We start from the raw sequence: 21055 nt of genomic DNA on the forward strand, positions 1-21055 counted from the left end.
CAGCGCCGACATGCTTGAAGCCGCCCGCACCGGCAACTGGGATGAAGTCGTCAAGCTCGAAGGTGCTTGCGCCGTGCTGATTTCACAGCTGAAGCATGCAGCGAAGGAAAAGAGCCTGCGCGCCGAAGAATCGAAGCTGAAGTCGCGCATCATGCAGCGCATCCTGCTGAACGACGCCGAGATCCGCCACCTGGCCGAGCCCTGGCTCGAGGACCTGGACAAGCTGATGCACGGCAAGACCAAGACCCTTCATTGAGCCCCCATGCTCCCTCCGGTCGCTGCCCCCGAGGGGGCTTTTGCAGCGGACCGGCAGATGCCGGATCCGCGCAAATCCATTGGTTGGGCCTGCTGCGCAGCGAGATGAGCAACTGACATGACGATCGACACCCAACCCGCCACGCTCGACGCCCTGGGACAGCCCGGGGCGGTCGAATCCTTCCGCGTCGGCGATCCGGTGGAGGTGAAGTCGTTGCTGAAGTCCTTGATGGACCGCAGCGTGACGATCAACCTGAACGGCTCCGACGGTTCGGCCTACTCGACCACGCTGTGGACCGTCGACGCGGCGCAGGGCAAGATCGCCTTCGCCGCCGACCTGATGGCACCGGCCGTGCACCGCCTGGTGGAAGCCGACGAGGCGGTCGCGGTGGGCTACCTGGACCAGATCAAGCTGCAGTTCGACGTGGCAGACCGCATGCTGGTGCATGGCCGCCAGCATTGCGTGCTGCAGGCGGCGATGCCGCGCGAGCTGTTCCGCTTCCAGCGCCGCAACGCGTTCCGCGTGCGCACGCTGGAACGCAGTGCGCCGACGGCACGCTTTCGTCACCCATCCATTCCGGACATGATGCTCGAGCTGCGTGTGCTCGACGTCAGCGTCGGCGGCTGCGCGCTGTTCATGCCGTCGGACATGCCGATGTTCGAACCCGGCGTGAACATCAACGATTGCACCCTCGAGCTCGACGCCGGCACCCTGTTGCGCGGCACCCTGATGGTGCACCACGTCACGTCGATCCAGCCCCACGCCCGCGGCGTCCGCCTGGGCTGCGAACTGCTGCACCTCGATCCCGACGCCAGGCGCATGCTGCAGCGCTACATCGACCAGACGCAAAAGCGTCGGCGGATGCTCAGCCTGGACTGAGCCGCCTCCTCGTCAGAGCTCTGGCGCGAGCCGAGGGCGCAGGGAGACTGTTTCCGCTCATGTCCCCCGCCGACCGCCCGTGGCGCTCAGCTCCTCCTTTACTTCGCTGCACCAGTCACCCTGCACCCTCAGCTGGCAGCGGGGTTGGTCGCGCGATGGAAGGGCAAGACCGTGCCGGATCGAGATGCCGGGGTGCCCTGTGGAGTGAGGTAGAGGAGGAGCCGTCAGTCAAAGACTGGCGGCGGGAGACATGAGTGGAACAGGGCGCCCCGGCGTCTCGATCTCGCTTAGCCTGGGACCACCAAGGCCTTACACCTGCATGTTCATCACGTCGGTGTAGGCCTGCACGAAGCGGTTGCGCACGGTGAGCGCGGCCTGGAACCCGATCTGCGATTTCTGCATCGCGATCATCGTGTCTTCGAGGCTGACCGAGGGGTTGCCGAGCTGAAACTCGTGCTGCAGATGTTCTGCCTTCAGCTGCTGACTGCTCACCGCTTTCAAGGCGTCGGTCATCGCGCTGGAGAAACTGGCCTTGTCGACGTCCTCGCTGGCGCGGGTCTTGGCCAGCGGCATGCCATCGCGCGACAGGCCGGCACGGGCGACAGCCTGCGAGAAGTCGAACGGTTTGAGTTTCATGTCCATGGCGGGGCCCCTTCGGCGATGGCTCGGCAGACGCATTGACGCTGAGCTTGCTGGGACTGAATCGTAGGGGGTGGGCTCGGCAGCGATGGTTGGAACTGAAGGGGGAATTTCAGGCTTCTTCCGTCTTGTCCACCTGCTGGCTTGCCAAACAATGGCCAGGTACGAAAGTTGAACAGGGCCTCGTGGCCCGCTCATGCTCCCCCGAAAGACACCCCATGGACGCTACCGCCGCAGTGCCCGTTCCCCTGGTTCCCGCCGAGCCGCCCCATGGGCTGGTCGGGCGCCTCGTGGCCATGCCGTCCGCCAACAAGATGAAGCTGGGTGTCGCGCTCGCTGCGCTGGTGGCCACGGTCGTCGCGATGGCCATGTGGGCCAGCCAGGGTGACTGGCGCGTGCTGTATGCCGGCCTGCCGGACAAGGAAGCCGGCGCGATCGTCGCCGAGCTGGGCGCGATGAACGTGCCCTACAAATACACGGACGGTGGCGGCGCGATCAAGGTGCCGGCCGACCGCCTGTACGACGCCAAGATGAAGCTGGCCGCCAAGGGCATGCCCAAGGCTTCGGTCGTCGGCAATGAACTTCTGGATGTCAGCCGTTTCGGCCAGACCGATCGCCAGGAGCGCGCCAACATGCAGCGTGCGCTGGAGGGCGAACTCGTGCGCACGATCAGCAAGCTCGAAGGCGTTGAAGACGCCCGGGTGCACTTGGCGCTGCCGAACCAGAACGGGTTCTTCCGCGAACAGCAGAAGGCCAGCGCCAGCGTGATGCTGACGCTGCACCCCGGCTTCAAGCTTGATCGTGCCCAGGCCGCGGGCATCGTGCACCTGGTGTCGTCCAGCGTGCCCGAGCTGAACCCCAAGTCGGTCAGCGTGCTGGACCAGCGCGGCGCGCTGATCTCGGGCCCCGAGGAAGACAACGGCAAGTCGCTCAACGAACAGCAGCTGCAGTATGTGGCGCAGGTCGAGAAGAGCTACCTGGCCCGCGTGACGGACCTGTTGGAGCCGGTCGTCGGTCGCGACAACCTGCGCGCTACCGTCACCGCCGACGTCGACTTCACGCAGGTCGAGTCGACCAGCGAGCAGTTCCGCCCCAACCAGGGCACCGAGCCGGCTGCCGTGCGCAGCCAGTCGACCAGCGAGGCGAACAATGCGGGCAGCGCAACGCCGTCCGGTGTGCCGGGTGCGACCAGCAACCAGCCACCGACGCCGGCCGCCGCCCCGATCAACGGCAGCGCCGCGCCGCTGCAGGCCGCCAACGGCGGCTCGCAGACTGGCGGTTCGGGTCGCCGCGAAGCGACCACCAACTACGAAGTCGACAAGACGGTGCAGATGAAGCGCAACGCGGTCGGCGTCGTCAAGCGCTTGAATGCGGCCGTCGTCGTCAACCACCGCAGCAAGACCGACGCCAAGGGCAAGACCTCAACGATCCCGTTGAGCGCCGAGGAGCTCGAAAAACTGACCGCACTGGTGCAGGAAGCGGTCGGCTTCAACAAGGAACGCGGCGACTCGGTTCGCGTCATCAACGCCCCGTTCCAGACCGATGTGACCGAGAAGGTGGATGAATTGCCGCTGTGGAAGCAACCGTGGGTTCTCGACCTCGTGCGTGCCGGCGCCGTGCCGGGCGCGCTGGCCCTGGTCGGCCTGGGCCTGATCTTCGGTGTCATCCGGCCCGCGTTGCGGCCGCCGGTGGCCGTCGATGCCAAGTCGGACGACAAGCGCGGCAAGCAGCTCGACGCGGTGGTCGACGACAACGGCCTGCCCGGCGAAGCGATGCTGCCGGCGCTCGAGGCGCCGCGCGAAAACCGCAAGCTCGACAGTGCCCGCCAACTCGCCAAGGACAACCCCGCAGCCGTCGCCAACATCATGCGCGAATGGGTCAATGGCGAAGCCGCGGCCTGACGAGACATCCAGATGAACTCCTCCAACGACGACCAGGGCATCGAGAACGCAGCGATTCTGCTGATGTCGCTCGGCGAAGAAGAAGCGGCTCAGGTCTTCAAGCACCTGGGCCCGAAAGAAGTGCAGAAGCTCGGCGAGACGATCGCCAAGCTGAAGGTCATCCCGCGCGAGCGCGTCGAGGCCGTGCTCGACCGTTTCACCACCACCGCCGCCGAGCAGCACATCCTGGTGCCCGACACCGACGAGTACGTCAAGGCGGTGCTGAAGAAGGCGCTGGGCGAAGACAAGGCCAACCTGCTGATCGACCGCATCCTGCAGGGCTCCGACGTCTCCGGCATCGAAAGCCTGAAGTGGATGGACGCCGGTTCGGTGGCCGAACTGCTGCGCAACGAACACCCGCAGATCGTCGCCGCGATCCTGGTCCACCTGGACCATGACCAGAGCTCGGACGTGTTGAAGTCGTTCACCGAACGCCAGCGCAACGAGGTGCTGATCCGCATCGCGACGCTGGACGGCATCCAGCCGGCCGCGTTGAAAGACCTGAACGAAGTGCTGAACAAGGTGCTGGCCGGTGGTGATCGCCTGAAGAAGGCATCGCTGGGCGGCGTCAAGGCAGCGGCCGAGATCATCAACATGATGGGCACGTCGGTCGAGACCTCGGCGCTGGACTACATCCGCGAAGCCGATGGCGACCTGGCACAACGCATCATGGACAACATGTTCACCTTCGAGGACATGAACAAGCTCGACGACAAGGGCTTCCAGTCGGTGCTGAAGGAAGTGCAGAGCGAATCGCTGGTCATCGCACTCAAGGGCGCCACGCCGGAGTTGCGCGAGAAGGTGTTCAAGAACATGTCGACCCGCGCCGCCGAGTCGCTGCGCGAAGACCTCGAGTCGCGCGGCCCGGTGCGCGTGTCCGAAGTCGAAGCCGAACAGAAGGAACTGCTGAAGATCGTCCGCCGCCTGGTGGATGAGGGCCAGATCGTGCTGGCCTCCGGAGGCGCGGATGACTTCCTCTAAACCGAGCGGGATCCGGCAGGTGCCGCCACCGACCGGCGGCAAGGACAAGCCGGCGAGCGCCTACTCGCGTTTCATTCCGCGCGAGGAACTCGACGACTACGCCGCCTGGACCCCGGGCGCCTTTGGCGACCTGGGGGGCAACGGTGCGGCGGCGGGCTCCAAGCCGCAGGCCAAGCAGGCCCGGCCCGAGCCGGTGCAACCACCTGCCGCGCCGCCCGAGCCGACCGCCACCGAGTGGCTGGCCCGCATCGAGGAAGCGCGCACCCAGGGCTACCAACAAGGCTACCGCGACGGGCTCGAAGCGCTCGACGCCGCCAAGCGCCAGTTCGCGCAGCAGATCAGCGCCCAGATGGGCCAGCTGCTGGCCGCGTTCGACGCCCAGACCGAAGCGCTGGACGCGCAGTTGGCCGACACGCTGGTGCAGACGGCGGTGATGTTGGCGCGCCAGGTCGTGCGCAGTGAGATCGCTCAACGGCCTGATGTGATCGTGCAGGTCGCGCAGGACGCGATCGGCGCCGTGATCCTGTCGGCGCGCCACCTGCGCCTGCGGCTGAACCCGCAGGATCTGCCGCTGGTCGAGGCCGGCGCGGCCGATCTGCTGCGTGCCCGTGGCGTGCTGCTGCAGGGCGATGCGACGCTGCAGCCGGGTGGCTGCATCGTCGAATCCGACCTGGGCCAGGTCGATGCGCGCATCGAGGTGCGCTGGGCCCAGGCTGCCGCGGTGTTTGGCCGCAGCGAGCCGCTGAACGACGAAGTCAGCGATGCGGAGGTCGACCTGTGAGCGCTGCACGGCCGTTCCGAAGGCGCTCGCTCCCCCTCGGGGGGACGGCCCGCAGGGCCAAGGGGGCTCTATGACTGCCGCCGCCCGCGACCAGAAATGGAGCCGATTCCTCGGCGACATCAAGAACTACGCCAGCCTGCCGCAACCGCTGGAGATGCAGGGCTCGCTCGTGCGCGTGACCGGGCTGGTGCTCGAAGCCGCTGGTGTGCGCGCACCGGTCGGCGCTGTCTGCGCCGTCGGCTCGCCGGGTGAGCAGCCGGTGACGGCCGAAGTGGTCGGCTTCAACGGCGACCGGGCGTACCTCATGCCCACCGGCGAGTTGCATGGCCTGGCCAGCGGGGCGCGGGTGGTGCCGCTGCCGGTGCCGCAGATCCCGCCGCGCTTCGGCATCGAGAACCATCCGTTTCGCCGCAGCGAAGACCGTGGCCTGCACCTGCCGATGGGTGACGGCCTGCTCGGCCGCGTCGTCGATGCCCACGGCAGGCCGATGGACCGTGGCGGCCCGATCGGCGGCGTGCACAACGAGCCGATGGTGCGCCGCCCGATCAACGCGATGGACCGCGACCCGGTGCGCAAGCCACTCGACACGGGGGTGCGTGCGATCAATGCGCTGCTGACCGTCGGCCGTGGCCAACGCATCGGCTTGTTTGCCGGCACTGGTGTCGGCAAGTCGGTGCTGCTGGGCATGATGGCCCGCTACACCAAGGCCGACGTGATCGTCGTCGGGCTGATCGGCGAGCGGGGCCGCGAAGTCAAGGAATTCATCGAGGACATCCTCGGCGACGAGGGGCTGGCCCGTGCCGTGGTCGTCGCGGCGCCAGCCGATGCGCCGCCGCTGGTGCGCATGCAGGGCGCGGGTTACGCGACCGCGATCGCCGAGCACTTTCGCGACCGCGGCCAGCATGTGCTGCTGCTGATGGATTCGCTCACCCGCTACGCGATGGCCCAGCGCGAGATCGCACTGGCCATCGGCGAGCCACCGGCCACCAAGGGTTATCCGCCGAGCTGCTTTGCCAAGCTGCCGCAGCTGGTCGAGCGCTCAGGCAACGGCCTGAACGGCGTGGGCTCGATCACCGCCTTCTACACCGTGCTGACCGAAGGCGACGACCCGCAAGACCCAATCGCCGATGCGGCCCGAGGCATCCTGGACGGCCACATCGTGCTGTCGCGGGAGCTCGCCGAAAGTGGCCATTTCCCGGCGATCGATGTCGAAAAATCGATTTCACGCGTGATGACCGCGGTCGCACCGCGCGAGCACCTGGAAGGCGCGCGCCGCGCCCGCCAGTGGCTGGCCCGCTTCAACAAGGCGCGTGACCTGATCCAGCTCGGCGCTTACACCCCGGGCGCCGATGCCGAGCTCGACGCTGCCGTGAAGGTGAACCCGAAACTGACCGCATTGCTGCAACAAGGCATGCACGAGAGCGCGTCGCTGGATGCCAGCCGCAAACAACTGTTGGCGCTGAACTCCGGCGCCTGACCCGAACGATCTCCTGACCGAGCACCCCCATGGACCGCCTGAGCCTGCTGCATACCCTGCTCGAACGCGAAAAGGAAAAGCGCGACGCCGCGCTGGCCGATTGGCGCAACGCCGAGGCGCAGGAGCGCGCGGCGCGTGACCAGGCCGAGTCGCTGGTCACCTACCGTGGCGAATACCGCAAGCGCTGGGCGGCCCAATTCGCGCAGTGCGCGCCGATCGAAATCCTGCAGTGCTACCAGGGCTTCGTGGAGCGGCTGGAGCAAGCCATCGGTGCCCAGCAGGGCGTGGCCGAGCAGGCCGCCAGCCGGGTCGAGGCGGCCCGCCTGCGCCTGCGCCATCGCGAGACCAAGGTGGCCACCGTGCAACGCCTGATCGAGCGCCGCCTGCAAGCGGGTGCGCTGCGTGAGCAGCGCCGCGAACAGAAAACCACCGACGAAGCCGCACAGCGCCTGGCCTGGGCGCGTCGCTCGGCTTTCGCCGCCGCCTGAACGCCGCCGAACCGAACGACCCACCGAACCCACGGTCACATCGCATGAGCCTGAACGCCCCAGCCGCCCCCACCGCCGCGCCTGTCAACCATGTGGCCCGGGCCCGTTCGCCGCAAGACGCGGCGGCCGGTCACGGCAGCAGCCACGGCGCCAGCGCGTCTTTTGCCCAGCTGCTGCAAGGGGCCGTCAACGACGAGCCCGAGGCCGTCGATGCCGCCACCTCGCCCAAGCCGACGGCGGACGACGACGAGCACAGCGACGTCGGTGCCGAGCGCCCCGCCGAGCACGAACACCGCGCCGATGTGCACAAGCGATTGCGCGACCCTGTGGACGACGCCACGCCCCCCACGACCACGCCGACCGACGCACCCGCCACGCCGACCGAACTCGCGGCGTCCCTGCGCGGTGCGAGCCTGTTGGCGGCCGTGCGCGCCAAGTTGGGCGCAGAAGCCAGCGGCCACGGCCGGCACGGCCTGGCGGCGGCGGACAAGTCGCTGCCCACGCTGGACGACAAGGCCGGCGCTGACGCACGCCACATCACCGCCTTCGGTGCCCCGTCGGCGCCAGAAGCGGGCCAGGGGCTGGACATCAGCGGCTTGAAGCCGACGTTGGACAACACCCCGGTGAACCTGGCCACGGCTGCGGTCACCGATGCGGTGGTGGCCGAGGCTGGCGCCGAGTTCTCGCTGCCCAGCCTGGGGGTCGCTGGCGACGCGCCGGCCGCACCGGCGCCCACCCCCGAGGCGCCGCCGGCCCAGGCCACCTTGGTCCCTGCACCGGGCAGCGCCGCCTTTCCGGCCGCACTTGGCGCCCAGCTGAGCACCTGGCTGAAAGACGGCGTGCAGTACGCGACGCTGGAGCTGAACCCGCAGGACATGGGCCCGATCGACGTGCGCATCGCGCTGCGCGACGGCCGCACCGAGGTGCAACTGGGCGCCGACGTGGCTGCCACCCGCGCTGCGCTGACCGAAGCGCTGCCAGAACTGGCCGAGGCGCTGGGTGATGTCGGCCTGTCGCTTTCCGGCGGCAGCGTGTCCGACCAGACTGGCCAGCACGCCCGCCAGGGCGATCCGCAGGCCCAGCGTACCTTTGCTCTGCCCGGTTGGTTGGCGCCCGCACGCGCCGGCAGCGACACGGCGGCGGTTGCCACGGCCGCCCAGCCTGCCCAGCGTGGGCTGATCGACCTCGTCGCCTGAAGGGCGGGTCGCGCGACCGCTTCGAAGCGGCCGCGCTGGTCGCGCCTGGGACCGCCGCCGCGCGAAACCAGCACACCCACCAGGCGCGGAAGATGTCTTTCCTGCCAGCAGTTGGCAGGACGGCCATAAATCACCCGCTATTCGCGCCTTCTCGCGCGGCGCTTGCTCTCAATAATCCTCGGGAACGCAACCCGTTTGCGCGCTGCCTTGGGCGGCCGAACGGCAAGCGAATTGAACCGAGCAAGGAGCCGCCACCATGTCCGCTGCCGCAGCCACTGCTGATGCCGCTGAAGCCGCGCCCAAGAAGGGCAAGAAAAAGCTGATCATCCTGATCGCTGCGATGGTGGCGTTGCTGGGGATGGGCGGGGGTGGTGCCGTCGTCTACATGAAGAAGAAGGCCGCTGCCGAGGCCGCAGCCGCCGAGGAAGACGAGGACGGCGAAGGCGCCGACACCGGCCACAAGGCTGTCGCCAAGGAAAGCAGCAAGAAGGACGAGAAGCGCACGCCGCCGGTGTTCGTGCCGCTCGAGCCCTTCGTCGTCAACCTGGCTGACCGCGAGGCCGACCGCTTTGCCCAGGTCGGCATCACGCTCGAAGTGGCCGACGCCACGGTCGGCGACGAGATCAAGGCCTACATGCCGGCGATCCGCAACAACGTGCTGCTGTTGCTGGCGCACAAGACTTCGCAAGAACTGATGGAGCCTGAAGGCAAGGAAGAGCTGGCCAAGGAAGTGCGCCGCGAAGCGCTGCGCCCGATGGGCATCGACCTGCCGGACGAAGAAGAGGTGTCGGCGAGCAAGAAGAAAAAGAAGAAGAAGCCCAAGGCGGAAGACGAAGACGTCAAGGAGCTGCCGATCAAGTCGGTGCAGTTCTCGTCGTTCATCATTCAATGACATCGGCCCTTGCCACCTTGCGCGCAGACCACGCCTTCGCTCACGGCCTCTGAGGCACCATGAACCAGCAAATCCTCTCGCAAGACGAAGTCGACGCGCTGCTGCAGGGCATCACCGGCGAAAGCCAGAAGCTCGAGCAGGAGGAGATGCCCACTGGTGGCATCCGCAATTACGACATCGCGAGCCAGGAGCGCATCGTGCGCGGCCGCATGCCGACGATGGAGATCATCGGCGAGCGGTTCGCACGCAACATCCGCATCGGCCTGTTCAATTTCATCCGCAAGAGCCCGGAAGTCTCGATCAACGGCATCAAGGTCCAGAAGTACTCGGCCTTCCTGCGCGAGATCGTCGTGCCGACCAACTTCAACATCGTCTCGGTGCGGCCGCTGCGCGGCTCGGGCCTGATCGTGTGCGACCCGAGCATCGTGTTCTCCGTGATCGATGCCCTGTTCGGCGGCGTGGGCAAGTTCCACACCCGCATCGAAGGCCGCGACTTCTCGGCCACCGAGCAGCGTGTGATCGAGCGCCTGGTCGACTGCATCATCGCCGAGTACCGACGCGCCTGGCACGGCATCTACCCGCTCGAGCTGGACTACCAGCGCTCGGAGATGCAGCCGCAGTTCGCCAACATCGCGACGCCGAGCGAGATCGTCGTGTCGTCGTCGTTCACGCTCGAGATCGGCGAGACCTCGGGCACGATCCATTTCTGCATCCCGTACTCGACGCTCGAGCCGATCCGCGACGTGCTGTACTCGTCGATCCAGGGCGACTCGTCCGAGCCGGACCGCCGCTGGGTCAACCTGTTGAAGGAACAGATCAAGTCGGCCGAAGTCGACCTGGTCGCCGAGCTGGGTACCGCCCAGGCCACGGTCGAGCAGTTGCTCGCCTTCAAGCCCGGGGATTTCGTCGAACTCGACCTGTTGCCGATGATCCAGGCCAAGGTCGATGGGGTGCCGGTGTTCGATTGCCACTACGGCACGGCGGACGGCCACTATGCGATCAAGATCGACCAATTGCTCACCAGCTCCAACATGGGTTGGCTGGGTGACACCAACGCCAGCTGAAGGAGCCTGCAATGGCCAATGACCAAGACGACATGGCTGATGCCTGGGCTGCGGCGCTTGCCGAGTCCAAGGGCGGCGGCGACGTGGCCAGCGAGCTGGCGGCCCCGGCCGAGCAGGTCTCGCCCGCGTCGTTCACCAATTTCTCGCCGACGGGTGTGGCCGGTGCGGGCAATGACCTGAACATGATCCTGGACATTCCCGTCCAGTTGACCGTGGAACTGGGCCGCACGCGGATTCCGATCAAGAATATCCTGCAGCTGGCCCAGGGCTCGGTGGTCGAACTCGAAACCCTGGCCGGTGAACCGATGGATGTGCTGGTCAACGGCTTCCTGATCGCCCAGGGCGAAGTGGTGGTGGTGAACGACAAGTTCGGTATCCGCCTGACAGACATCGTGACGCCCAGCGAACGCATGCGCCGCCTCAGCAGGACATGATTTCCTTCAAAAGGACGCTGATCGCATGACCTCGTCGTCGCTGATGCCCTTGCTGGCCTTCATGGCCGTGGTGGCGCTGATTCCCGTCGCGCTGTGGCTGCTGCGTCGCTCCGGCTACGCCGGCGCGGGGCAGGACGGGCTGATGCGCACGGTGTCCAGCCTGTCGCTGTCGCCCTCGCAGCGGGTGGTGGTGGTCGAGCTGGGGCAGGGCGCCACGGCGCGCTGGCTGGTGCTGGGCGTGACGCCCGACAACATCACCCACCTGACGCAGCTGGATGCGCCGGCCGAGGTGCCGCCGTCGCTTCGCACGCCGCAGGCTGCGACGGTCAGCCAATTGATTGCCAAGTGGCGTTCGGGTCAGGGCCCGACGGGGAGTTCGTCGCCATGAGCGCACCCAACGCGCTGCAACGTGTGCTTTACGCCGGCGGACTGATGCTGCTTGGTGCCGTGCTGCTGCCCGCCGAAGCGCAGGCGCAAGCGACCCAACCGGGCCCGTCGCTGCCACTGGTCATCGGCCAGGGGGCGGGCGGCTCCAGCTACTCGGTGCCGATCCAGACGCTGCTGTTCTTCACCGCGCTGTCGTTCCTGCCGGCGGTGCTGCTGCTGATGACGGGCTTCACCCGCATCGTCATCGTGCTGGGCCTGCTGCGCCAGGCGCTGGGCACGCAGGCCGCGCCGCCGAACCAGGTGATCGTCGGGCTGTCGCTGTTCCTGACCTTTTTCGTGATGTCGCCGACGATCGACAAGGTCTACGCCAACGCCTGGGTGCCGTACGCGGCGAACCAGATCGCGTTCGACGAAGCGCTCAAGCGCGGCGAGCTGCCGATGCGCGAGTTCATGCTGAAGCAGACGCGCCAGTCCGACGTGCAGCTGTTCGCCAAGCTGGCCAAGCTGGATCCGTCGGTCAAGGGCGAGGACGTGCCGTTCAAGGTGCTGGTGCCGGCGTTCGTGACCAGTGAGTTGAAAAGCGCCTTCCAGATCGGTTTTTTGATCTTTGTGCCTTTCCTGATCATCGACATGATCGTGGCCAGCGTGCTGATGAGCCTGGGGATGATGATGTTGTCGCCGGTGCTGGTGGCACTGCCGTTCAAGCTGATGCTGTTCGTGCTGGCCGATGGCTGGAACCTGCTGCTCGGCTCACTTGCCGCCAGTTTCGCCACGTAGCAAGGCCCTACGTCGCCTTCGGCGCCGGTCCCCCGAGGGGATCCGGCCCCTAGGGAGCGGCCCGTCGAGGCCTGAGTTACTCACCATCAATCGTCGATATGGATTCCGCCCAAGTCTTCACCTACGGCCAGCAGGGCCTGATGATGCTGCTCACCGTGTCGGCGCCGATGCTGCTGGTGATCCTGATCGTCGGCGTGCTGGTCAGCATCTTTCAGGCCGCCACGCAGATCAACGAGGCCACGCTGAGCTTCGTGCCCAAGCTGATCGCGGCCGTCGCGGTGATCGCGGTCGCCGGCCCGTGGATGATGTCCACGCTGGTCGACTACCTGCGCAACATGCTGTTGGCCATTCCTTCCGCAGCCGGCTGATGTCTGTCCCCGGTCGCTCCGCGACCACCCCCCGCAGGGGTGCCCAGCCGCCTTGGGGCGACCCGGCGCCGGCTGGGCTCCGCTTTCGATGATCACCCTCACCGAGGCTCAGCTGCTGGCGTGGATCACGCCGGTGCTGTGGCCTTTCCTGCGTGTGCTGGCGCTGTTCCAGGCCATGCCCATCCTGGGCCAGCGCCTGGTGCCGATGCGCGTGCGGGTGGCGCTGGCCTTCCTGGTGGCGGTGTGCGCCGGCAACGTGGCGCCGCCGATCGCGCCGGTGCCACTGGATTCGGCCGATGCCGTGCTGCTGGTGGTCCAGCAACTGCTGATCGGCCTGTCGCTCGGCTTTGCGGTGCGCATCGTTTTCGCCACGGTGGAGTTCGCCGGCGAGATCGCCGGTCTGCAGATGGGCATGAACTTCGCAGGCTTCTTCGACCCGCTGACGGCCACCCAGTCGACCGCCGTCAGCCGCTTCTTCGGCACGCTGGTCGCCTTCCTGTTCATCGTCGTCAACGGCCACCTGACGGTGATCGCCGTGGTGGTGCAGAGCCTGACGGCGTTTCCAGTCGGCCCGGAGCCCTTTGCCTTCCTGACCGCGACGATGCCGCACCAATGGGGCGCCGAGGTGTTCAAGATGGGCCTGTGGATCGCGTTGCCGCTGGTCGCGATCATGATGTTCGTCAACGTGGTGCTGGGGGTCATCTCCCGCATCGCACCGCAGACCCACATCTTCTCGATCGGCTTCCCGATCACGATGGGCATCGGGCTGGCGAGCCTGCTGTTCATCCTGCCGCTGATGGAAACCCCGTTCATCGCGACGCTCGAACGCATGCTGGCGCCATTCCAGTGAAGTATTGGCGCTCTGCGATGTCTCCGATGTCCTGAACTGCCCACGCTTTCCGTATTAGTGGATAAGGGCGTTGAATGCATCGCGCTGCTGCCTCCAAACAGGCCCGCGCTGCGTATCAGTCGCTCAAGACGACCACGGATACGAGGAGCACGTCATGAACCCGAACCCGAATGCTGTCCTGGCGAAGCAAGCCACGCTGGCCCCCCACGCCGGCTCCGGTTACGAATTGCGCTTCATGTCGCTGTTCCACGAAGGCCGGGGACTGAGCTTTCCTTGTGATCCTTCCGGCGACGTTCACCTCGACGAGCTGAGCGACCGGGCCAGGGCGAACTACTTTTACGCGCGGGCTGTGGTGGGTAGAGAGTTCTCGGTGCCGGCCGTGGTGGCGCACTGAGGTTCAGACTCCGGACAACGAGAAAAACGCAGGCAACGAGGTCACCGGCGGCGCGGCGATCGGCCAACGGGCCGCAGCCGCGCTGCTGGCAACCTGCCCGTTGGCGAGCTAACCGCCCGCAGCGCTCGCCACGGGCGCCGCGGCGCCGATGCCCGGTTGGGGGACGACCTGGCCAGGGGTGTCGGTGGGGGCGTCGCCCGGCGGAATGTAGGGCAACTGGTGCGCGATGCCCTTGTGGCAGTCGATGCAGGTCTTTTCCTTGTTCGCCAGGTAGGTCGAGTGCATGTTCTGGGCCCGCACGCTTTGCCGGGTGAAGTCCATGCTCGCGTACTGGTGGCAGTTGCGGCATTCGAGCGAGTCGTTGGCCTTCAGGCGGGCCCATTCGTGTTGGGCAAGTTCCAGCCGCGTCGCGCGAAACTTTTCCTGGGTGTCGATGGTGCCGAAAATCTTGCCCCAGACCTCCTTGGAGGCTTGCATCTTGCGCGCCACCTTGCTGGTCCACTCGTGGGGGACGTGACAGTCCGAGCAGACCGCGCGCACGCCCGATCGGTTGGTGTAGTGGATCGTCGACTTCAACTCGACGAACACGTTGTCGCGCATCTCGTGGCAGCCCGTGCAGAACGCTTCGCTGTTGGTGGCTTCCATGGCCGTGTTGAAGCCGCCCCAGAAGATGATGCCGCCGATGAAGCCGCCCACGGTCAGGAACCCGAGGCTGTAGTGGACGCTCGGCCTCGAAACGACTCGCCAGTAGCGCTTGATGCGGTCCAGCAGCATGTCCGGCCTTTCCTATTGCTTCGGGAGGTCGGAGGGAGACGCCAGATCGGCAGCGGGGTCACCCTTGAAGTCGTTGCCGACCAGGGGGGGAACCGGCTCCTGCGCAACGTGGCACTGCAGGCAGAAGTAGCGGCGCGTCGAGATCTGGCCCAGCACCTTGCCGCTGCGATCGATGTAGTGCGTGTCGCTGACAGGGATCGCCTGCGAAAACGGCGTCTTCGCGCGAGCGTGGCAGTCCAGGCACTTGTTGAAGTTCTTGTCGATCTGGTAGCCGTCCACCCGGTGTGGGATGACCGGCGGCTGGTAGCGGTAGTTGCGCTGGAGCCGGTTGTCGTCGTTGACGGCGTTGCCCAGGCGCGGCGGGCTGGCTTCTTCGATGATCGGAACGGCACCACGCATCGCGTCGATCACGTCAGGCACGGCCGGCGCATGCAGGCCGAGCAGTGTCATGGCCAGTAGCATGGGCGCCGCCAGCGTGCGCAAAAGGTAGCGAGGCTTCATGCCTTTGCCCCCGGCTTGGCACCCGCGACCTTGACGATCTTCACGGCGCACTTCTTGAAGTCGGTTTGAAACGAAATCGGGTCCGTCGCGTCGAGCGTGACCTTGTTGATCAGCTGGCTCGCATCGAACCACGGTACGAAGACCAGCCCCCGCGGAGGCTTGTTGCGGCCGCGCGTTTCGACCCGCGTTCGCATGCTGCCGCGCCGCGAAGCGATCTCGACCTCGACCCCGCGGCGCACCCCCAACGCCAGCGCATCGTCGGGGTGCATGTAGCACACGGCGTGGGGGACGGCCTTGTGAAGCTCCGGGACGCGTCGGGTCATCGAGCCGGAGTGCCAGTGCTCGAGCACGCGGCCGGTGGACAGCCAGAACGGATACTCCTTGTCAGGGCTCTCCGCCGGCGGCTCGTAGGGCAGGGCGTAGATGCGCGCCTTGCCGTCCGGGAAACCGTAGAACTGGAAGCCCGCGCCGGGCTTCACGTAGGGGTCCGCACCTTCGCGGTAGCGCCACAGGGTCTCCTTGCCCTGGACCACGGGCCAGCGCAGGCCGCGGACCTGGTGGTAGGTGTCGAATGGCGCCAGATCGTGGCCGTGTCCGCGGCCGAACTGTGCGTACTCCTCGAACAGGCCTTTTTGCGGGTAGAAGCCGAAGGCCTTGGCTTCGGCGTTGTCGTAACCCGCCTCGACCTCCGATGCCGGAAACCGGTCGACCTGGCCATTGCGGAAGAGAACCTCGAAGAGCGTCTTGCCCCGGTACTGCGGCTGCTTCGCCAGCAGCTCGACCGGCCACACGTCCTCCATCTTGAAGCGCTTGGAAAACTCCATCAGCTGCCAGAGGTCGGACCGGGCTTCTCCCGGGGCGGTCACGAGCTGGTGCCAGAAATGCGTACGACGCTCCGCGTTGCCGTAAGCACCCTCCTTCTCGACCCACATCGCGGTCGGCAGGATCAGGTCGGCGGCGATCGCGGTCACGGTCGGGTAGGCGTCGGACACCACCACGAAGTTCTGCGGATTGCGATACCCGGGGTAGCCTTCCTGCATCAGGTTCGCCGCCGCCTGCATGTTGTTGTTGACCATCACCCAGTAGGCGTTCAGCTTGCCGTCCTTGAGCATCCGGTTCTGCAACACTGCGTGGTAGCCCGGCGTGTCCGGGATGGTGCCGTGAGGCAGTTTCCAGATCTCTTCGGTGTGCGCGCGGTGCTTCGGATTGGTCACCACCATGTCGGCGGGCAGGCGGTGCGCGAACGTGCCGACCTCGCGTGCCGTTCCGCAGGCCGAGGGCTGGCCGGTCAGCGAGAACGGGCTGTTGCCGGGGGTGGAGATCTTGCCCGTCAGCAGGTGGATGTTGTAGACCATGTTGTTGCACCAGACACCGCGCGTGTGCTGGTTGAACCCCATGGTCCAGAACGACATGACCTTTATCTTCGGGTCGGCGTACAGCTGCGCCAGCGCCAACAGGCGGTTGGGTGGCACGCCTGACAGCTTGGCCGTGTAGTCCAGGTCGTAGGTGGAGACGAACTTCGCGAACTCGTCGAACGTCATCGACTTGGAGCCGCCGGCATTCGGCCCGGCGTTCTTCGCAGCACGCTGCAGCGGGTGATCGGGCCGCAGGCCGTAGCCGATGTCGGCGTTACCGAGCAGGAAGGTCGTGTGCTTCTCGACGAAGGCCTGGTTGACCCGGCCGGTGCTGATGATGTGGTGGGCGATGAAGTTGAGGATCGCCAGGTCGGTCTGCGGCGTGAAGACCAGTTCGATGTCGGCGAGCTCGAACGAGCGGTGCTCGAAGGTGGACAGCACCGCCACCTTGACGGTCGGCGTGCTCAGGCGGCGGTCGGTGACGCGGGTCCACAGGATCGGGTGCATCTCCGCCATGTTCGAGCCCCACAGCACGAAGGCGTCGGCGGCCTCGATGTCGTCGTAGCAGCCCATGGGCTCGTCGGCGCCGAAGGTGCGCATGAAGCCGACGGCCGCGGAGGCCATGCAATGGCGTGCGTTCGGGTCGATGTTGTTCGTACGGAAGCCGCCCTTGAACAGCTTCAGCGCCGCGTACCCTTCCCAGATCGTCCACTGGCCGGAGCCGAACATCCCGACGGCAGTCGGCCCCTTTTCCTTCAGCACACGCTTGAACTGTCCGGCCATCACGTCGAAGGCGGTGTCCCACGACACCGGCGCGAACTCGCCCTCCTTGGCGTACTTCCCGTCCTTCATGCGCAGCAAGGGTGTCGTCAGACGATCCTGGCCGTACATGATCTTCGACAGGTAGTAGCCCTTGATGCAGTTCAGGCCCTTGTTGACTTCCGCCTGGGCATCGCCCTGGGTGGCGATCACGCGGTTGTCCTTGACGGCCACCATGACGCCGCAGCCGGTGCCGCAGAAACGACACGGCGCCTTGGACCACTTGGTCTGCGAATCGCCGGCGGGCTGTTGGGCGAGCCCCGCGATGGGAACGCCGGCCGTGGCCCCCGCGGCGGCGGCCGCGGACTGCCGGATGAAGTCACGTCGGCGCATCGGACAGTTCCTCGTTCATGACGTCCAGGCGATCGGCACATTGATAGACCAGCGCTGCGGACAGAACCCCATCGACATGCTGGATCTCGGCCACTCGCAGGGTCATTTCGTCGGCGGTCGAGGTCTCCAAGGTCACGATGACCTTGCCGCTGTCGGCGACCGCGTGGATGCAGGCGCCAGCAAGCGTCGAGATCGTCGCGGCGACGCGGTTCCGGCGAGCCGGCGTCGAGTGCACGACGAGGCTTGCGATGTGGAGTTCTTCGTGCACGGGGCTCCTCCTCGTGCGTCCGCTCAGGACACCGGCCCCGGAGGGCCCGCGAGCAGCTGATATATCCAGACGAGAAAGCCGTAGCCGGACACGACCAGCACGGCGATGATCGGTGCCAGGACGATGGCCAGGAACAGAAAGGCTCTCAACTCCTGCGACCGGGTGCTGGCGGGTGGATTCACATCGGCCCTCCTTCTTCGAACTTGTTCTCGTTCGGAAGCGGCAAATCCCGTGCCGCACCTGTCGTGCGGCGCCTGGCGGCGAGGCTGTAGTTCACCCCCACCGCTTGGGGCGTGTCAAGTGCAAGTGGGTGCATGCGCCGCTGGCGGTGTGCAGCTCGAGGTCGACGATGTTGAACGCCAGGGTCGCGGGTGCGGGCCGCGCCAAATGAGACGGCCCGCCGAGGCGGGCCGGGTGCTGCGGTGGCCGGGATCGGTCAGCCGTTGGCCGACAGCAGCTTCGCTGCGGTCTGCTCTTGCCGCTCCGACGTCTGGATCATCTTCATCTGGTGCTCGAACTGGCGCGCCGCCGAGATCATCGCGACCATGGTCTCGACCGGGCTGACGTTCGAGCCTTCGAGCGCGCCGTCTTGCAGGCGAGCGTTTGGGTCGGCGGCGAGGTCGCCGTTGGGAGCGCGGAACAGCCCGTCGACACTGCGGCTGAGCGGGTTGTCGGCTTCAGGGGTGACCAGCTTCAGCTTGCCCACCGATTGCGGCTTGCCGCCCGGCACGGTGGCGCTGACGGTGCCGTCGGAAGCGATCTGCAGTTCGGCATTGGCCGGCGCGGTGATGGGGCCACCATCGCCCAGCACCTGCAGGCCGTTGTGGGTGACCAGCAGGCCCTCGGCGCTGACCTGCAGCGAGCCGGCGCGGGTGTAGGCCTCGGTGCCGTCGAGCCCTTGCACCGACAGCCAAGAGTTGCCCTTCATCGCCACGTCGAGGTTGCGGCCGGTGGGCTGCACGGTGCCCGAGTCCGACTTGTAGCCGACGGTGGTTTCCAGCGAATAGACGCGGGTCGAGGCCCCGTCGCCGCGTACCGGCACGGCGCGAAACGCCGCCAGTTCTTCGCGAAAGCCGGTGGTCGACGCGTTGGCCAGGTTGTGCGCCAGCACGTCCTGGCGCGACATCGCGGCTTTCGCGCCGGACATCGACAGGTAGATCATGCGGTCCATCGCGGCACCTCAGCGGAGTCTTCTGGTCAGGTTCGAATTCAGGATCAGCGCAGATTGACAAGCGTCTGCATGACCTGATCCATCGTCTTGATCGTCTGCGCGTTGGCCTGGTAGTTGCGCTGCGCGGTGATCATGCTGACCAGCTCGCCGGTCAGGTCGACGTTCGACTCTTCCAACGCACCGGCTTGCAGCGCGCCGAAGGAGCCGCTGCTGGGCGTGCCGACCAGCGGGTCGCCCGATGCGTAGGTGGTGCGCCAGCCGTTGCCGCCCAGCGGCTGCAGGCCCTGCGGGTTGCGGAAATTCGCCAGCTGCAGCTGGCCGGCAGGCTTGGTCTGGCCATTGGTGTAGCGGGCCATCACGACCCCCGACGAGTCGAAGGTGATGCCGCTCAGCGAACCGGCGCTGTAGCCGTCCTGGTCGAGGTTGGTGACGCCGAACGCCGCGCCATACTGGGTCGAGCCGGTGAAGTCCAGCTCGACGCCCGGGATGGCCAGCGTCGAGACGCCGTCGGCATCGACCGTGGTGGGAATGTCCAGCGTGTCGTTGCTGGAGGTGAAGGTCGAGCCGTCGGCCGAGAAGGTCAGCGTGGTCACCGGTTGCGGATCGGCGTCGGTGCCGGCGCAGCTGGTGCCATTGGCGCGGGCGAAGACGTTCCAGGTGTCGTCGGCCGTCTTCTGGAAGTAGTAGCTCACGGTCACCGGTTGGCCGGCGGCGTCGTACACCGTGGCTTCGGTCGCCTCGGCATAGGTCGACGGGTCGTCGAAGTCGATCAGCGGCGTCGCGGCCGGCGTGATGCCCTCGCTCTTGTCGAGGTTGAATTCCAGGTTCACCTCGGACGTCACGTTCGGCTCGATGCCGGCGGTCGGCAGGCGCAGCGGCACCGCGGCGCCGGGCTGGATCACGCCGTTGTTGTCGGCCATGTAGCCCATCAGCTTCATGCTGGCGTTGTTGACGATGAAGCCGTTCTGGTCGACCTTGAACTGGCCGTTGCGGCTGTAGACGGTGCTGCCGCTGGTGTCGGACAGCTGAAAGAAGCCGCCGCCATTGAGCGCCAGGTCCATCGGGTTCTCGGTCGCGGTGATGCTGCCTTGCGTGAACTGCTGCGACACCGCGGCCAGGCTGACGCCGATGCCGATGTTGTTGGTGCCGGCGCCGTTCAGCGCGGCTGCATACATGTCAGAGAACTCGGCACGCGAGCCTTTGGCGCCAAAGGTGTTGGCGTTGGCGATGTTGTTGCCGATCACCTCCAGGCTCTTGGATGTGGTATTCAAGCCGGAAAGACCTTGCTGGAAGCTCATGGGATGCTCCTGGGGCGGGGAAAAGGGGGGAGGTGAATGTGGAGAAGACGAGAGGCCGTCGGATCAGAGGAAGGCCCAGACCGCGTCGTAGGCCAGTCGGTCGCCGTTGGCCAGCTCGAGCGCCAGGGTGTCGCCGAAGGTGCTGACGGCCTTGATGCGTTCGTGCGCCAGCGTCATCGCGTCGACGCTGGTCTTGCCGCTGGTGGCGGTGACCTTGAAGCTCAGCGCGCTGTTCTTGTAGGCGTCGGGCACCGCGTAGCTGAAATCGTGGCGGCCAGCTTCCAGATCCTTCAGCTCGACGGTACCGATCGTGGCGCCGGCGCTGTTCTGGATCTCGACCTTGACATCGGTGGCGGCGTTGCTCAGCTCGAAGCCGCCATCGCCGGTGCCGTCTTGCACGCGCAGCGTGTTGCCTTCGACCGCGACGTCGTGGCCGATCAGCGCGGCACTCTGCATCGCCTGCAGCTGGACGAACTGGCCGTTCAGGCCCGACACGGTGCCGTTGAGCTTCTCCAGGCCAGAGACGGTGCTGATCTGCGCCATCTGCGTGGTGACCTGGGCGTTGTCCATCGGGTTCAACGGGTCCTGGTTCTGCATCTGCGCGACCAGCAGCTTCATGAAGCGGTCGGACTGTTCGGCCGCGCTGGTCGAACTGTCGCTCACGCTGCTGGCGGCGGTCTTGGTGTTGGTGTTCAGGGCGGCGATGGTCATGGCGCGTGGCTGTCCGGGTTAG

The 21055-nt window shown here is 66.6% G+C and carries 25 protein-coding genes; 16 read left to right on the top strand and 9 right to left on the bottom strand.

The window, feature by feature from the left end; translation table 11 throughout:
- A partial coding sequence (locus VFY73_RS14920) for a flagellar protein FliT (protein WP_329720068.1) occupies positions 1-256 on the top strand: 256 nt, incomplete at its 5' end.
- Positions 257-373: 117 nt separating this feature from the next.
- A complete protein-coding gene (locus VFY73_RS14925) occupies positions 374-1135 on the top strand; it encodes a flagellar brake protein (RefSeq protein ID WP_329720070.1) in 762 nt (253 codons plus the stop codon).
- A gap of 309 nt (positions 1136-1444) precedes the next feature.
- Here the strand turns inward: VFY73_RS14925 and fliE are convergent, their stop codons facing one another.
- The gene (gene fliE / locus VFY73_RS14930; RefSeq protein ID WP_414654464.1) at positions 1445-1777 is read right to left on the bottom strand and encodes a flagellar hook-basal body complex protein FliE; all 333 of its coding nucleotides are present in this window, start codon (positions 1775-1777) and stop codon (positions 1445-1447) included.
- Between the two features lie 215 nt (positions 1778-1992).
- Between fliE and fliF the strand changes: the two genes are divergently transcribed.
- The 14 genes from fliF (at position 1993) to VFY73_RS15000 (ending at position 13803) form a co-directional block, all read left to right on the top strand.
- Positions 1993-3675 carry a flagellar basal-body MS-ring/collar protein FliF gene (gene fliF, locus VFY73_RS14935; RefSeq protein ID WP_329720072.1) on the top strand — a complete coding sequence of 561 codons (1683 nt, stop codon included), beginning with the start codon at positions 1993-1995 and terminating at the stop codon, positions 3673-3675.
- Between the two features lie 12 nt (positions 3676-3687).
- On the top strand, positions 3688-4695 hold the full coding sequence (gene fliG / locus VFY73_RS14940) for a flagellar motor switch protein FliG (protein WP_329720074.1): 1008 nt from the start codon (positions 3688-3690) through the stop codon (positions 4693-4695).
- Positions 4682-5476, top strand: a complete 795-nt coding sequence (locus tag VFY73_RS14945) for a FliH/SctL family protein (RefSeq protein ID WP_329720076.1) — start codon at positions 4682-4684, stop codon at positions 5474-5476. Before fliG ends, VFY73_RS14945 begins: the two co-directional genes overlap by 14 nt.
- Positions 5477-5546: 70 nt before the next feature.
- Positions 5547-6953, top strand: a complete 1407-nt coding sequence (gene fliI, locus VFY73_RS14950; protein WP_329720078.1) for a flagellar protein export ATPase FliI — start codon at positions 5547-5549, stop codon at positions 6951-6953.
- Between the two features lie 29 nt (positions 6954-6982).
- On the top strand, positions 6983-7441 hold the full coding sequence (gene fliJ / locus VFY73_RS14955) for a flagellar export protein FliJ (protein WP_329720080.1): 459 nt from the start codon (positions 6983-6985) through the stop codon (positions 7439-7441).
- Positions 7442-7485: 44 nt separating this feature from the next.
- Positions 7486-8637: a flagellar hook-length control protein FliK gene (locus tag VFY73_RS14960; RefSeq protein WP_329720082.1), complete on the top strand. Its 1152-nt coding sequence runs from the start codon at positions 7486-7488 to the stop codon at positions 8635-8637.
- 256 nt (positions 8638-8893) lie between these two features.
- On the top strand, positions 8894-9529 hold the full coding sequence (locus tag VFY73_RS14965; protein WP_329720084.1) for a flagellar basal body-associated FliL family protein: 636 nt from the start codon (positions 8894-8896) through the stop codon (positions 9527-9529).
- Positions 9530-9588: 59 nt separating this feature from the next.
- Positions 9589-10593: a flagellar motor switch protein FliM gene (gene fliM, locus VFY73_RS14970; protein WP_329720086.1), complete on the top strand. Its 1005-nt coding sequence runs from the start codon at positions 9589-9591 to the stop codon at positions 10591-10593.
- Positions 10594-10604: 11 nt separating this feature from the next.
- Positions 10605-11027, top strand: a complete 423-nt coding sequence (gene fliN, locus VFY73_RS14975) for a flagellar motor switch protein FliN (protein ID WP_329720088.1) — start codon at positions 10605-10607, stop codon at positions 11025-11027.
- Between the two features lie 25 nt (positions 11028-11052).
- Positions 11053-11415 (top strand): flagellar biosynthetic protein FliO, encoded by a 363-nt coding sequence (gene fliO, locus VFY73_RS14980; RefSeq protein WP_329720090.1) that lies wholly within the window; start codon positions 11053-11055, stop codon positions 11413-11415.
- Positions 11416-11459: 44 nt separating this feature from the next.
- Positions 11460-12191 (top strand): flagellar type III secretion system pore protein FliP, encoded by a 732-nt coding sequence (gene fliP / locus VFY73_RS14985; protein ID WP_329720208.1) that lies wholly within the window; start codon positions 11460-11462, stop codon positions 12189-12191.
- Positions 12192-12289: 98 nt separating this feature from the next.
- A complete protein-coding gene (fliQ, locus tag VFY73_RS14990; protein ID WP_329720092.1) occupies positions 12290-12559 on the top strand; it encodes a flagellar biosynthesis protein FliQ in 270 nt (89 codons plus the stop codon).
- Positions 12560-12647: 88 nt separating this feature from the next.
- Positions 12648-13409 (top strand): flagellar biosynthetic protein FliR, encoded by a 762-nt coding sequence (fliR, locus tag VFY73_RS14995; protein ID WP_329720094.1) that lies wholly within the window; start codon positions 12648-12650, stop codon positions 13407-13409.
- Positions 13410-13563: 154 nt separating this feature from the next.
- Positions 13564-13803: a hypothetical protein gene (locus tag VFY73_RS15000; RefSeq protein WP_329720096.1), complete on the top strand. Its 240-nt coding sequence runs from the start codon at positions 13564-13566 to the stop codon at positions 13801-13803.
- Positions 13804-13911: 108 nt separating this feature from the next.
- Here the strand turns inward: VFY73_RS15000 and VFY73_RS15005 are convergent, their stop codons facing one another.
- From VFY73_RS15005 to VFY73_RS15040, 8 genes are all read right to left on the bottom strand, one after another.
- A complete protein-coding gene (locus tag VFY73_RS15005; protein WP_414654465.1) occupies positions 13912-14577 on the bottom strand; it encodes a cytochrome c3 family protein in 666 nt (221 codons plus the stop codon).
- Between the two features lie 12 nt (positions 14578-14589).
- Positions 14590-15039 (bottom strand): nitrate reductase cytochrome c-type subunit, encoded by a 450-nt coding sequence (locus VFY73_RS15010; RefSeq protein ID WP_329720212.1) that lies wholly within the window; start codon positions 15037-15039, stop codon positions 14590-14592.
- Between the two features lie 35 nt (positions 15040-15074).
- Positions 15075-17585: a periplasmic nitrate reductase subunit alpha gene (gene napA, locus VFY73_RS15015; RefSeq protein WP_329720098.1), complete on the bottom strand. Its 2511-nt coding sequence runs from the start codon at positions 17583-17585 to the stop codon at positions 15075-15077.
- The gene (locus VFY73_RS15020; protein WP_329720100.1) at positions 17572-17853 is read right to left on the bottom strand and encodes a chaperone NapD; all 282 of its coding nucleotides are present in this window, start codon (positions 17851-17853) and stop codon (positions 17572-17574) included. The genes napA and VFY73_RS15020 overlap by 14 nt, the downstream gene beginning before the upstream one ends.
- Positions 17854-17876: 23 nt before the next feature.
- A complete protein-coding gene (napE, locus tag VFY73_RS15025; protein WP_329720102.1) occupies positions 17877-18035 on the bottom strand; it encodes a periplasmic nitrate reductase, NapE protein in 159 nt (52 codons plus the stop codon).
- Positions 18036-18289: 254 nt separating this feature from the next.
- The gene (gene flgF / locus VFY73_RS15030; RefSeq protein WP_329720105.1) at positions 18290-19024 is read right to left on the bottom strand and encodes a flagellar basal-body rod protein FlgF; all 735 of its coding nucleotides are present in this window, start codon (positions 19022-19024) and stop codon (positions 18290-18292) included.
- Positions 19025-19068: 44 nt separating this feature from the next.
- The gene (gene flgE / locus VFY73_RS15035) at positions 19069-20322 is read right to left on the bottom strand and encodes a flagellar hook protein FlgE (protein ID WP_329720107.1); all 1254 of its coding nucleotides are present in this window, start codon (positions 20320-20322) and stop codon (positions 19069-19071) included.
- Positions 20323-20385: 63 nt separating this feature from the next.
- Positions 20386-21033: a flagellar hook assembly protein FlgD gene (locus VFY73_RS15040; RefSeq protein WP_329720109.1), complete on the bottom strand. Its 648-nt coding sequence runs from the start codon at positions 21031-21033 to the stop codon at positions 20386-20388.
- Positions 21034-21055 lie beyond the last annotated feature (22 nt).

This window comes from Ideonella sp. (genome assembly GCF_036277275.1).
Lineage (GTDB): Bacteria > Pseudomonadota > Gammaproteobacteria > Burkholderiales > Burkholderiaceae_C > Ideonella.